Origin of the sequence: Pseudoalteromonas sp. A3 (assembly GCF_025942345.1) — a bacterium.
In the GTDB taxonomy this organism is placed as follows: domain Bacteria; phylum Pseudomonadota; class Gammaproteobacteria; order Enterobacterales; family Alteromonadaceae; genus Pseudoalteromonas; species Pseudoalteromonas atlantica.
In genome coordinates, this window is record NZ_JAPCKL010000006.1 from 53,241 (window position 1) to 67,218 (window position 13,978).

Here is a 13,978-nt window from a genome sequence, read left to right on the forward strand (position 1 = left end):
TTAAATACAAGTGCATACGTATTCACATTGAATTAACAATGCAAGCTTGTGATAGTGCACTTTTTGTATGCTAAGGCGCCACCATGAAATTAGTTGCTTTACTGTTTAGCTTATCAATATTTGTAGTGCATACCAGCTATGCAAACACGCTCAAAGTGCAAGTAAGCAAGGGCCATATTGAGGTGATCGACAATATAGAATCACAGTTTGTAAAAAACCGTTTTTTAAATGTATGGCTACCGCCAGGTTACAGCAAAAACACCACCTACGATGTACTTTACATGCACGATGGCCGCATGCTGTTTGATGCCAATAGCACATGGAACAAGCAAGAGTGGCGCGTAGATGAAGTAGCCGGCTCATTAATAGAGCAAGGCAAAGTACGCCCATTTATTGTGGTAGGCATTCCAAACGCCGTAGAAAACCGCCACAGCGAATACTACCCGCAGCAACCGTTTGAGGCCTTGAGCAAACAAAAGCAAAACGCCCTATACCAGTTAGAAAAATACCCAGGCCACAAATTATTTGCCTCTAAGGTGTACTCAGACAACTACTCACGCTTTTTAGTTAAAGAAGTTATTCCTTATATAGAGTCTAACTACAACGTAAATAAAGGCGCGCAGCACCGCTATATTGGTGGCTCTAGCATGGGTGGGCTTATATCGTGGTATACACTACTTAATTACCCTAACGAATTTGCCGGCGCTATTTGTATGTCGACCCACTGGCCGGGTATTTTTAGCCACGACGACGAGGTATTTGCCGAGTTTAAAAATTACATTGCCAACAACATCGCCAAGCTAAGTAACCAAAAAGTGTATTTTGATTATGGCGACAGCACTTTAGATGCCATGTACCCTAAGCTACAAGCGCAAATTGATGATTTATTTATGGCGCAACAATACCCAGCAAAGCTATGGCAAAGCCAGTATTTCCCGGGGGAAGATCACACCGAAAACGCATGGGCAAAGCGCCTACACATTCCCCTTGAGTTTATGTTTAGAAAAACCAAACAAGCTGCGGCCGAGTAATCATTTATACCAATTCGTTTGATTAAGTGATCTATTTTGGATGATGGAAAAACGTGTTGATAGCTAGGCAAAAAATTCGCTATTTAGTTGTTCTCGGCAATTGCTCCTGCATTGCTCTACCTTCTGCATCTATACAGTCGTAAATGAGAATTTTTTAACTCTGATAGCGACACGTTTTAGCCCCTCAAAATGATTAAGTATTATTGCGGATTGGTATTATATGTAATGCGCCCTAATAGTAATCATAAAAATGCGGCTTAACGTTCATTGCGTTAAGCTGTAGTGGCTCATATCTAAACTGACACTTTTATACGCGGGTTGAAGCTTCATATGGCAGGCAGCTACAGACAAGGAGAGGACGGTCAGAATGATTTAGGTGTGTATAGTATTTAGCGAAAGAGAAACCAACTTAAACAAAAAGTAGTTCGTGCAGTTTCTATAACGATCATTTGCTTTTTGAATTCTGAGTTTTTCCAAATTTATTATTGTTTTTTTCCGTGGTAATTCGCTTGTTTGCTGCACTTTTGTATCAGATTAAAACAGTCGCACTAACATGCCAAATTCCATCGCAGTGCCTTTCTATTTACGTTCAAAATAATTATTGATGGTGTCAAGCCTCTAAACTCTCCACCTCTAGTTTCAGTATTTCAGCGAGTACATCTGAATCATATTGTATTGCGTAATAATCGCTATGACACATTAAAGTGACTCTTTTTTGGGTATTGGTTAGAACGTTTAGCTCAAAATAAGTTCGTGGCGACTCAGTACTATATATTCGTGTCGTAACTAACAGAAGCTTTTCAAACGAATCAAAAGCGACTTTAATTTTCGGATTGTTCGAACTGCCGACATTTAGCACTTTTTCATTTAGATCAAAATAAAATCTTCTTCTGCTTCTTCTGCATATCAAGGTCGTGCCTAAACTAAAGAGTCCCCCCAATGTAAACACGACAATAACGAAATCGGTTTTCGAATCAAGGTTGGGCTCCAACTGCCAAACTTTAGCTGACATAAATATGCACACTGTCCAACAAAAAATATGCAATCCCCATTCAAACAAATAACTTCTAACGTTAGGTGTAATAGTTACTACATCTTTATTTATGGTCAATTTAGCGTTGCAAAAACTAGAAGCAACTAGGTCTCCCGTAATATCAATTTCGTCACTCGCTTTCATATTTAAGCTCTCTTATGAATCGTAGAAACGAGTATAAGAAACAATAACTCTATAGGCTAGATATAATGGCAGCTGTATTTGAGCCTAGTTTTAAGCTTTCCTGGTAGATGTTTTGAAAAAATATGAAATGAGTTTCCGTCAAGATAATTAAATGAGCTGGTCTTTGAGGTGAAAAAATTCTTTATCCCAAGCTTCACATAACTTACATAGCTGTCTATCAGGTAATGTCCAAACCAATTAACCGAAACTGCAAAATCAGATATGAGCTACTAAATTAAGCCGCTTTTTAATACACTTTTAAACCTAATTAACCAAATAACTAACTAAAATCGACCACCACTTCATAGCGCCCTGGCTTGTCGTTTACATCGTAAACCCAGCCGTGGCGTTTAATTATTTTTTCGCTTAATTGCAGGCCTAGTCCGTACCCTATGCTGGCGTGTTTTGCTGAGGGCGAGCTCGCTTTAGGGGCATCGTCTTGCTTACTACAATTAACAATAGTCACTTTACCGCCTTGCTGCGTAATGTGTACTTGGCCAAATTGGGTATGTTGGTAGGCATTACGAATTAAATTAGTCAGTACAATGTGGCACGCAGTAGCATCGGTGGTAATAACGCTCTCTTGTTGGGTGTTTAAAACCACCTCAACGTGCTTAGCATTAAGCAAGTAGTTAAGCTCATTACTCAGGGTCGTTATTTTATCACTAAGGTTTACAGGTTCTGGACTACTTTGCTGATTTTCGTTGCGGCTTAGCCATAATAACGTATCGGTTAAATCGCTCATGGTTAAACCGGCGCGCTCTATACGCTCAAGTGTAAGCTGTTGTTTATCACTTAACGGGGCTTTTTCGCTCAGCCGATTGAGTAGCTCAACGTTACTGCGAATAACCGAAATTGGCGTACGTAGCTCGTGGCTGGCATAGCTTAAAAAGCGCTGCTCGCGCTCTACGCTTTCATTCGCCGAAAGTAAGCTGCTGCGTATTAATGTGGCTAAAGTATTTAGTTCGTTATATGTAAAATCAGGCGGTGTTTGCTGCAGATTAGTTTGGTTTAACGATTTAGCCCAACCCCTTAACGACTCCACTGGCTTGGCTATTTTTTTCATTACCATAAACAAAAAAAACGCAAATAACACAATGGCCGCAATGCCTGTAATGGCAATCCATAGCATGCGTTGTTCCGGCTCTATATTAGCGAGTAATTGGGGTTTGTCTTTTTCGAGCATAATGCGCGATATATAACGCGGCTCGCCTTCGGGGCTTGGATAATACACCACAAAAAATAAATTTTGCGGCATAGAAAACATCGATGGCCTGTCTTTTGTTTTATGTAAAAGCCCCACCTCTGTTGGTTTTTTAAAACGCTGCTGAATTGACGCAGGCATGTCTTCCCAGCGGCTTGCTATATTAAAGCCCACCAGCTCTTTTGTTTCCCCAGGCTTTACTTCTGTGGTTTGCGAAAGCTTTAACATCACCCCGTTTAAGCCTTTATCTAGCCCATCAATAAAGTAATTTACACTTAAAAACGAAAAGCCAATGGCCATAGCAGAGCTAAGCACCACCATACTGGCAAAAAAGTAGAGCCTTAAACTAGGCCTTATTTTCATTGTGGTTGCCCTTCATTTGCTGTTATTGCAAAGCCCACACTAGGTATCGTTTCAAGTGTAACTTGGTGTGTGGTGGCTTCTAATTGCTTACGTAAATGATGCACATGCACTTTTAAACTGTTGCTGTCGGGCTGCTCTTCGCCCCATATAGCTTGCATAATAGCGCTGCGCGTAACAGGCTGCGGCGCATGGCGTACTAAGGTTTCTAGCAATTTAAATGCAATGGGCGATAACTTTAATGTTTGCCCCTCTACATCGGCACTGCGCTTTGCTAAATCTAAATTTAAATTAGCTAAGGTGAGGCGTTTTGCCTCACCACTTTTGCGCTTTGCCAGCACTTGTACCCGCGCTACTAGCTCTTTCATGGCGAAGGGTTTTACTAAATAGTCGTCGCTACCGGCGGCAAAGCCCTCAAGTTTATTATCGAGGCTATCGCGTGCGGTCAACATTAATACCGGAATATCCTTACCTTGTTCACGCAATGTTTTGCACATTGTTAAGCCGTCCATTTTGGGCATGTTTACATCTAAAATAATCATTTGATAATCATTAATTTGCAGTAAATTTAAGCCCAAAACGCCGTTGCTTGCATGGTCACACTCAATGTCTTCTATATCGAGGTAATCAACAATTGTTGTTGCCAGGTCTATGTCGTCTTCAACCAGTAGTACGTTTATCATTAAGAGGCAGCTCCTTGGGTGCGTTTACCACTTAAAAAGTCTAACACATTGGCAAGTAAGCGCTTAATGTCTATTTGAATCATTAATAATGCCGGAATAAGGATTAATGTAATAACCGTGGCAAACAAAATACCATAACCAAGTGATGCCGCAGCAGGGATTAAAAACTGTGCCTGCATTGAGGTTTCGCTTAATAACGGCACTAAGCCCGCGTAGGTGGTAATTGAGGTAAGCATTACCGCGCGCAGGCGGCTTGTGCACGACTCTACAATAGCATCGTGCGTGCTCATGCCTTCATCTTTTACCAGCTCGTTAAAGCGCGATACCAATAATAGGCTGTCATTTACAACCACCCCACTGAGCGCCAAAATACCATTTAAAGAAAGTATGCTGATGGTTAAGTCGTTCCACCAATGGCCTAAAATAGCACCCACAATACCAAAGGGAATCGCCACCATAATCAACATGGGTTGAATGTACGATTTAAGCGGAATCGCCAGCAATACGTAAATAACTAATAACGCGGCTATAAACATAGTGGCCATTGAGCCTGTTGTTTCGTCTTGCTCTTCGGCTTCTCCGGCAAAGTGAATACTTAAGTTAGGAAATTGCGCGTTAAGCTCAGGTACTAAGTCGCGGCTTAAGTTAGCAACTAATTCGTTAGATGCCACAATGTTTTTATCTACTTGTGCGCTTAAGTAAATTGCACGTAGGCCATCAATGCGGGTTATTTCATCTTGCTGATATTCGCTACTTATATTGGCTACGTTAACCAAAGGTACTACGGAGCCATCGGGTAACCTAATACGCGATTGCATTATATCGGCTGGTGTTTTACGGGCGTTTTCTGGGTAACGCACACGTACTTTTACTTCGTCTTTATCGCGCTGGTAACGCTGTACAATTGCTCCACCAAAAGCTTGTAAAACCTGCTCTGATAGGCTCGCCGTATCCATACCTAAAGCGCGCCCTTGTGCATTTAAGGTAAATTTAAGCTGTGGCTGACCTGGGTTTAAATTATCATCTATGCCATTAACACCAGCGGTATTTTGTAAGCGCTCTTTAAACAGTGCGCCTGCAGCCATTACTGTTTCGTCATCCCACGCTTTTAGCTCCACTTTAAAGTTATCGACCATTTTACGTGTAGCCAATACTTGTAGCTTTTTACTGCCCTCTGGCATACCGGCAAGGCGCTGCCATTCTTGTGCAAATTCGCTTGCAGTAAAGTCGCCCTCGTTTAATAGCTCAACACTTACCGTACCGCTAGTATCGCTACTGCTCACTAATTGTAAGCTCGTTATTTCGCTCTCTTGCGAGTCAAACTTATCCATTAAATTTTGCTGGGCTTGTAGTGCACTTTGCTCAAGCGCTAACAAGTTTTTATTAGTTTGCCCATACGCTGCATCGTTTTGCATAACAAGCTCAGCGGTTACGGTATCGCCGGCAATACTTGGGAAAAAACCTACTTTTACTGCACCGGTCATAGGCATACCAACAACCAGAATAAAAAAGGCTACAAATGCAGCAACAATGGCGTACCTAAAGCGTAACGAGTATTCAATAACGCGGCGGTACACTTTATCGCTAAACCAAGTTAGGCCGCTGTCGGCGCCGTGCTGCACCTTTGACCACAAGCCACTAAGGCCCGATTTCAACTGGCGTTTAGTACTTACGTGGGCTAAATGCGACGGCAAAATAAGTTTTGATTCAACAACCGAAAGCAGTAAACAAATCGTCACTACGGTCGCAAACTGAGAGTAAATTTTACCTAAATTGCCAGATACATTCGAAAGCGCAACAAACGCAGCTACCGTGGTTAATACGCCAAATATGGTAGGTACAGCCACCTTCATGGTACCTAAAATCGTGTTATTAAGGGTGTCGCCGTGTTTTTTGCGAGTGGTGTAAATACTCTCCCCTACAACCACGGCATCGTCGACCACGATCCCCAGCGCCATAATAAAACCAAAGGTGGTCATTTCATTTATGGTCAGTGCGGTGTAGCTGTCGGTCATAAAGTACAGCGTGCCAAAAAATACAAATGGCAAGCCACCTGCTACCCATAGTGCAACGCGTACATTTAAAAATATCGCTAAAATAACAAACACCATAATAATACCGGTTACGGCATTTTTAGTAAGCAGCGATAGGCGCTCGGTGATCATAGTGCTTTTGTCGTGCCAGCTTTCAAGCTCTACATTTTGCGGTAATAAGCCGCGCTCGTGCCATGTATCAATTACGCTTTGTGCCTGCTCAACTATGGTGGTTATATCGCTATTTTCATCCATTAAAATTTCAATGCCTACGGCATTTTTCTGGTTATAACGACTTAGTGAGTTGGTATCTTCTGCGAAGGTGTCGGTAACGGTTGCTACATCACCTAATTTAATTTGTGTGCCTGATTGCGTTGTAAGTAACACAATATTGGCAAAGTCGCGCTGCCAGTAAGCTTGGTCTGCCGCTTTTAGGCGCATAATTTTATTGCTATCGCGCAAGCTAGTAGAAAGCGGGCTCGATGATTCGTTGTTAATCACCTCGCTTACATCGCTAATAGTTAAACCGTAGGCTTGTAGTTTGCCTTCGTCGATTTCTACCGACATCATAGGGTCAAGCACGCCCGATTGCTCTACATCGCTAATGCCCGATTTAGCTAATAAATCGGCTTTTAGTTTTTCACCTAGGTTTTGCAACGTATGGCGGTCGGCATCACCAAATAATTGTAAAGTTAATGCGTGATCTTGCCTGCGCGCTTTGTCGATCACCGGCTCTTCGGCATCTGCCGGAAAGTTATTTATGGCATCAACTTGGTTTTTAACATCGGTGAGTAGCTCATCAAGCGAGTAATCGGTTTTTTTCTCAATGCTTACATGACTGCCGCTGGCATCGGATGTAGAGGTAATGCGCTTAATACCCGGTACGGTTTCAAGGGCTTCTTCTACTTTTAGGGCGATGCCTTCTTCTGCTTGTAAGGCATCGCCACTGTCGTAAACCACCGATACCGAAATAGTATCTGGCTCAAGGCTTGGAAACGCCTCTTTACGCAAAGTAGAAAGCGACATTATGCCCATTACTATTACGCTAATGAGTAATAAATTGGCGGCCACTGAGTTGTTAGCAAACCAGCTAATAATGCCGTGCAAAGGGTTAGTATTATTAGGTAATTGCGGTGCTTGATGCGGGCTCATTATGGCATCTCCTCAACAATTGGGTTTACTAACATATCGTTTAAGTAGCTTACGAGTGGGCGAGCCACCACACGTAAATTAGTGTGTCCTTCAATTGGAGAGATATAAACGTAATCACCGCGCTCAAATAGTTTTTGCGCTTGAATGCTCATTAACGTGTTTTGCTCGTTTACGTACCAAATTAAGCCCTCTTGCGATACTGCTGAGGCGGGTAATTTAATTACGTTGTTAAGCGCTTTGCCGGCAATTTGTACCGCTAAAAATGTACCTGGTAGCAATGGTGTTGCTTGCTCAAAAGGTTTGTCTAGCGCAACCACTACACTGCGCTGGCGTGAGCTATCGTCAAGATGCTGCTCAAAACGAGCAATGTAACCTTGCCACTGATTCTGTGTTGTTACATCACTTAAAATAACCTCGCCCGACTTATCGCTTGCCAGGTTTTGCCATTGGCTTAATGAAAGCGGTACGCTAATTTCTACTTTGTCGGTGCTGTTTAATGTAGCCAGTGTATCGCCGATGCTTACGTAAGTGCCTAAATCTACATCACGCGATAAAATAACAGCATCAAACGGCGCACTTATATGCGTGTTTTTTTCATCACGCTGCGCAGTTTGGAGTGCGTATTGGGCGTTATCGGCCGTTGCTTGGGCAGCTTCTAGCTGTAGCGTTCTAAATACTAAAGGTGAGCTTGGCGCTTGTGTTACACCCGAGCGCTGCCATTCACGCTTTGCTTGGTTTCCTAAGTCTTGCTCTTCTTGTAGGGCAAGTTTGGCATCTGCTAATGTGGCTTTAGCGCTCGCAACTGCTTGTAAGTATTCGGTGTTATCTATTTGTGCAAGCACTTGGCCCTTTTTAACTACATTACCGGTAGCAAATTGCTCGCTCATATTCGTTATTTCGCCCTTAACTTGCGCTTTTAAGCTAAGCGCCCAGTGCGCTTTAGCCTCACCGTGGCCATTAACATAGGCTTGATACGTACTTGGCACAGCGTTAATAACCGATACATTGGGTGCCACAGATTTAGCCGGCTCTGGCTTTGGGCCATTTGCTTGCTGCGCCATTTTTTGGCCGTTATATGAAATAGCAAGCCCTATACAAACAATGGCAACAAGAGTTACAACAACAGGTACTGGCGAAATTTTCATGACGATACTCCAAGGCCCAAGGCAAGGCCTAAATCTATACGGTTAGTTAAAAGGGTGTAATTTATTTGGCTAAGCTGAGCTTGTAGGTCGTACACCTGCTGCTGCACGGTTAGTAGGTCTAAAATATCAACCAAACCTTGCTGGTATTTGCTTTGGTAGTTGCTATAACTGCGCTTAGCACTGGCAAGTGCTTTACTAATTTGTAGCTGCTGCTGTGTTAATGATTGCTCTTGACCTAGTGCGTTTTCTACTTCGTTTACGGCGCTAAGTAGCGTGTCTTGGTATTCCCAAAACGCCTGTTCGGCATTTAATTTTGCAATATCAACTTGTGCACGAAGTGCCCCGCCTTGAAACAACGGCGCACTTAAACTGCCTAATAAGTTCCAAACTGGGCTGGTTAATAATGCTTGGCTGGGTGTAGTTGCTAAATCGCTAAGCGATGCCGAAAGCGTAATGCTTGGCAGTAAATCTTTGTAAGCTACATCCACTAAATAACGTTTAGATTGAATATTGTAATAGGCACTTTGTAAATCGGGGCGACGCGCTAAATCTTGCTCTGGTAGCGCGCTTAGCGGCTCAATTACCTCAGGTAAAACAGAGGTGGTAGGTAAGTTTTCAAGTTTATCAACGCCCACTAATAATACTAAAGCACGTTTAGCTTGCGCTATTTGCTCTTGGTAATCGGCAATAGTGGCTCGGGTTGAAGCGGTATTTGTACGCGCGGTATCAAGGGCTTCTAAATCACCTAAGCCGTATTGGTAACGCTCAACAATACTTTGCTCGTTATTTTCTAAAACCGTTAAGCGCTGCTGCTCTATGTTAAATAAATCTTGCTGCAAAATAATGTTTAAATACGTGCGCATCACGCTGGCTACTAAGGTGTCTTTAGCGCCTTGGTAAGTGGCCTGATTACTGGCTATGGTCATGTCTTGCGCGGCTACGTTATCAGCAATTTTTTGCCATACGTCGGCCTCCCAGCTAACCCCTAGTGATGAGCTGTACTGTGTGCCAGTTGTTTCGTTGCGCTGAGCGTCAAAATCGGCATCTACACTAAACCACTGGCTTGCTGCGGTAACATCTCGCTGCGCATAAGCAAGTTTTAGCGCCACATGCACTTGGTTAAATGAAGGGTTATTTGCAACGGCTTGGTTAATAAGCGAATCAAGCCCCGCTATATTCACTAAATCAGTGATATAACTTACCTCGGTTGCATCATCTTGTGTGTATTGCCAATTTGCATGCTGCTTTAGCGATTGCTCGGTGCTATTACCTGTATAGCTTGGCTGGCTACTACACGAAGCAAGCGTGCAGCTAAGTGCAAGCAATAAAACCGTTGAGCGCTTTTTAAAATAAACCATTTAACTGTGCCTAATTTACATCATTACACACAGTGTATTAGGGCAAGGGTTAAGGATGGGTTAAAAGGGGTTAACTTACTTTAGACAAATTAGTATTTGCCTCGTTTAGCCAAATTACGTAGCCTTTGGCAAAAATTCTCACTTAAAACTCATATGCATAAATTAATTTTTACCCTTTTTTTAATACTCCCTACGTTATTGCAGGCTCAAGTAACCTTAAGTGATAAAACCATTATATACAGTGGCCAAATCAACAAACAAAATAACAATACGGCAGCTGAGCTTTTAAAAACTAACCCTACAATTAATACATTTACGATTACCAGCGGCGGCGGAAACATAGATTTAGGGATGGACTTAGCCGAGTTAATTTTGGCGCATAAGCTAACGGTAAACATAAAGCAGTTTTGCTTTTCGTCGTGTGCTAATTATGTGTTGCTTGCTGGGCACCCTACTACAATTGAGCCCAATACGATTATTGGCTGGCATGGGGATGCAGCCTCAGCTAAGTGGTTAGATAGTGATATTGATGCCATGGTAAAGCACTTAAAAGAGCCACAAAAAAGCCAAAAGTGGCAGACATTACGCGCCCATTACGATGAGGTAATTGCTAAAGCAAGCTTGCGCGAAAAAGCCTTTTACACAAAGCTAAATGTAAATCACGACCTACTCACAGTAGGGCTAAAACCCAGTTTACGCAGCGCCGCCATAAAGCAACGTGCACGAGGCTGGACGTACTCACCTAAGGTGCTTAACTATTTTGGAATTAGCAATATTAGCTATAATAATTGGCAACCTCGGTCAGCTAAAAAATTTCCGCTGCTTATTATTAGCGACTTAAACTAATAACCATACCCCCACTTTACTAATCTCATTTTTACTCATAATAAAGCCCTGTTAATAGCAGGGTTTGGTGTTTTAGCTGCCTTATAAGTACTTTGTGGATACTCACTATTAATATGACAAATACTTTACACACTTTAAAATCTAATTGATATGCGTTATCATTCGCAACATCATTAACTTTTAATATTAACAATAATGAACAAGCTAATTAAATTTACCCAAATATTATGCGCGCTTGCGTTGGCAGGTTGTGGCGGCGGCTCTGGTAATACTGCTCCACAGTTTTCTCAACCTAATTTAAGTTTTACTGTAAACGAAGACACTTCATTTACTGCTCAAGTAACGGCAACCGACGATGACGCCTTAAGCTATACGCTTGCTAATGCACCAAGCAATGGCATCATAGCAGTTGAAGCAAACGGTGAATTTACCTACACACCATTTAGTAATTATTTTGGAGAAGACACAGCAACCATTAGCGCAAGCGATGGCAGCTTAACGGCAAATGTAGTGATACGTTTTAGCGTAGAAAATGTTAATGATGCACCGCAGCTACTAACTACTAATGTATTTGTCACCTCTTCAACCACCACTCAAGGGGTTATTACTACACAAGACTTAGATGGCGACACCGTAACTATTAGCTTAATAACACCACCGAGTAATGGCGTAATGAGCATAAATAGCACCACGGGTGAATTTACCTATGAGGCTCAATCTCTAAGCAGCATTGATGAGCAATTTGAAATTAGCTACACAGATGGCCTAATTAGCGAGCCGTTAACTGCAATTATTTCACTAAGCCCTTCTTATGTAACTAACGAAGATAAACTTAATTATTATTACAGTTCTAGTCTGTCGCACTTAAAACAAGCCGACGAGTTGAGCGCAAATATTGCCGATGAACTTTCTCGATATGAGGTATACGCAACCCAAGCTGCGGCCTATGCACGTGCAGGATTTTTAGATACTGCTAACGACTATTTAGCGCTTATAAACGAGCAAACAGCGCGTTCTTCGGCACTAAAAGATGTGGCACAAGCACTAGACGAAATAGGCCAAACAGAACAAGCAAACGATTACCGTGACCAAGCGGTGGCGGCCTACAACCAATACTTAGCTGATAAAGGCTTTGATAACATTGCCTCATCAGACGCATCAGCCCTTTATTCTTTAGTAAAAAGCTATTTAGCTGCTGATCAAGTTTCGCAAGCAAGTAATTTGTTAAATACAATTTCATTATACGCAGAGCAAGTACGCGAAGACGAATACACCTCAAGCTATGGCTACTTTTTAAATGGCGTACGCTTATCAATAGATGACGCCCTACAAAGCTATGCGCAAAGCCTAGATGAAAGCGATTTAACGCAAGCCAAATTGCTTGCTAATAACTACGCGCAACTTGCAGTAAAAACAGGTTACAGGCTAGTACGTAGCGGCGAATACGAAGGCCAACCATACGAGCAATACAAAACGCTACATGGTGCATGGGCTGCGCAATACCTTTATAGAGCTGGCGAATTTGAAGCGGCAAAAGACTATACTAACCAAGTACTTGCCATGTATGGTTCAACGGGTTTTGATAGTAACTACGCATACTCTGCATCGCCTTATAGCGCCGCTACTTTGGATAACTACACTTACCCTATTCAATTTTTAGCAGGCTTAATTGAAGGCCTATACCAAAGCGGCGAAAACCCAGCAATAACGCTATCAGACAGCGAAACCGATATAAACAACGCGCAAGAGCAAGTGTATGGTTTTAATATAGCTAATCGCCTGCTTGGTGGGGAAGATATAACGAGTGCCGCAGCACAAGCTCGCAGCTTTTTTACAGAAAATGGTGATTACAACGAATTTTTTAGAGCGCTAACATCGCTTGATAACGTCCCTGGCACAGGCCTAATTTTAAGTGAAGCCGGCAGAAACGATCTAGCACAGCAAGTATTTACCTATGCTGGCGACTTTATAGCCTCGGATGACTACATAAGCAAAGAATCATCAACCACGCTTTTAACCGGTTCCAAGGGCTGTAAATTGTTAGTTGATTTAACTGCCCAAGTCGGTGGTGATACAGCAAATGCCGCTAATAAATGCTTAACCATGCTTAATACGCTCAATGCAGGCGGTATACGTACGCTAAGTAATACCTCATCAATTACAGCTCATAATCAAGTAATAGTATCGCTTATTAAAGGCGGCTTATCGGAGCAAGTAGCTGGTGTACACAATCAACTCCTTAGCTACATTGCCCTAGATGAAGATACCGAAGACAGGTTTGAAGCCCGCTTAGAAACCTTAGGTTACTTAGTTAATGCAAACCAAACATCACTGGCAAGTACCACTTTAAATGATGCTATTACTGAAATAACCCCTGAGCTAAATGCATTAACAAGCGATCAGCTAGAAACTATTTTAGCCGCTGTTAAAGCCGAAGTAATTGGCTTAGAAGAAGCTCAAACAGGTGAATTTGAACGTTATTCTATGCTTTCAAGTATGGGTACTAACGCGGCGAATATTAGCGATTTTTCAGCAAACTATAGCAATGCAAAAACACAAGCTAGCACGCTTTTAAATACGCTTGAGCCTCTTATTTTAAACTTTGCCGATACAATTATTGCCGACAACATGGAAGATTTAGTAAACAGTTTTACGCTAATTAACGATACCACTAAAGCACAAAGCTTAATAAATAATGGCGTTAATGGCGAAGCCGATCAGCTTGAGCTTTACATAGGCATGACCAACTTAGTCGCCTCTCGTGATGACTTTAAAGGCATAGCTATTGCCAGCGTAGATACAGACCACGACGGCTTACCTAACTTCTTTTTACCTAACTCCAGCGATGAAGATATAGCCTTAGCTGGATTAATTGCCGACCAAGACGCCGATAACGATGGCGTAATTGATAGCGAAGACACTACCCCACTAGGTATTTAACTAAGAGCCG

General features: G+C 42.3%; 9 protein-coding genes. 3 read left to right on the forward strand and 6 right to left on the reverse strand.

The window, feature by feature from the left end; translation table 11 throughout:
* Window positions 1-83: 83 nt before the first annotated feature.
* Window positions 84-1,031: an alpha/beta hydrolase gene (locus tag OIZ54_RS12225; protein WP_264390491.1), complete on the forward strand. Its 948-nt coding sequence runs from the start codon at window positions 84-86 to the stop codon at window positions 1,029-1,031.
* Window positions 1,032-1,641: 610 nt separating this feature from the next.
* On the opposite strand, the gene OIZ54_RS12230 is transcribed toward OIZ54_RS12225, so the two are convergent.
* The 6 genes from OIZ54_RS12230 to OIZ54_RS12255 form a co-directional block, all read right to left on the reverse strand.
* Window positions 1,642-2,208, reverse strand: coding sequence for a hypothetical protein (locus tag OIZ54_RS12230; RefSeq protein ID WP_138578496.1), 567 nt, complete (start codon window positions 2,206-2,208; stop codon window positions 1,642-1,644).
* A 319-nt stretch (window positions 2,209-2,527) separates the two neighbouring features.
* Window positions 2,528-3,814, reverse strand: coding sequence for a sensor histidine kinase (locus tag OIZ54_RS12235; RefSeq protein ID WP_264390492.1), 1,287 nt, complete (start codon window positions 3,812-3,814; stop codon window positions 2,528-2,530).
* Window positions 3,811-4,494 (reverse strand): response regulator transcription factor, encoded by a 684-nt coding sequence (locus OIZ54_RS12240; protein ID WP_024033231.1) that lies wholly within the window; start codon window positions 4,492-4,494, stop codon window positions 3,811-3,813. The genes OIZ54_RS12235 and OIZ54_RS12240 overlap by 4 nt, the downstream gene beginning before the upstream one ends.
* Window positions 4,494-7,679: an efflux RND transporter permease subunit gene (locus tag OIZ54_RS12245; RefSeq protein ID WP_248530566.1), complete on the reverse strand. Its 3,186-nt coding sequence runs from the start codon at window positions 7,677-7,679 to the stop codon at window positions 4,494-4,496. The genes OIZ54_RS12240 and OIZ54_RS12245 overlap by 1 nt, the downstream gene beginning before the upstream one ends.
* Window positions 7,679-8,824: an efflux RND transporter periplasmic adaptor subunit gene (locus OIZ54_RS12250; RefSeq protein ID WP_248530565.1), complete on the reverse strand. Its 1,146-nt coding sequence runs from the start codon at window positions 8,822-8,824 to the stop codon at window positions 7,679-7,681. The genes OIZ54_RS12245 and OIZ54_RS12250 overlap by 1 nt, the downstream gene beginning before the upstream one ends.
* Window positions 8,821-10,182 (reverse strand): TolC family protein, encoded by a 1,362-nt coding sequence (locus OIZ54_RS12255; protein ID WP_248530564.1) that lies wholly within the window; start codon window positions 10,180-10,182, stop codon window positions 8,821-8,823. The genes OIZ54_RS12250 and OIZ54_RS12255 overlap by 4 nt, the downstream gene beginning before the upstream one ends.
* A gap of 153 nt (window positions 10,183-10,335) precedes the next feature.
* On the opposite strand from OIZ54_RS12255, the gene OIZ54_RS12260 reads away from it, so the two are divergent.
* Together OIZ54_RS12260 and OIZ54_RS12265 are read left to right on the forward strand one after the other, a co-directional pair.
* A complete protein-coding gene (locus OIZ54_RS12260) occupies window positions 10,336-11,028 on the forward strand; it encodes a hypothetical protein (protein WP_264390493.1) in 693 nt (230 codons plus the stop codon).
* Between the two features lie 195 nt (window positions 11,029-11,223).
* Window positions 11,224-13,968, forward strand: coding sequence for an Ig-like domain-containing protein (locus OIZ54_RS12265; protein ID WP_264390494.1), 2,745 nt, complete (start codon window positions 11,224-11,226; stop codon window positions 13,966-13,968).
* Window positions 13,969-13,978: the final 10 nt, after the last annotated feature.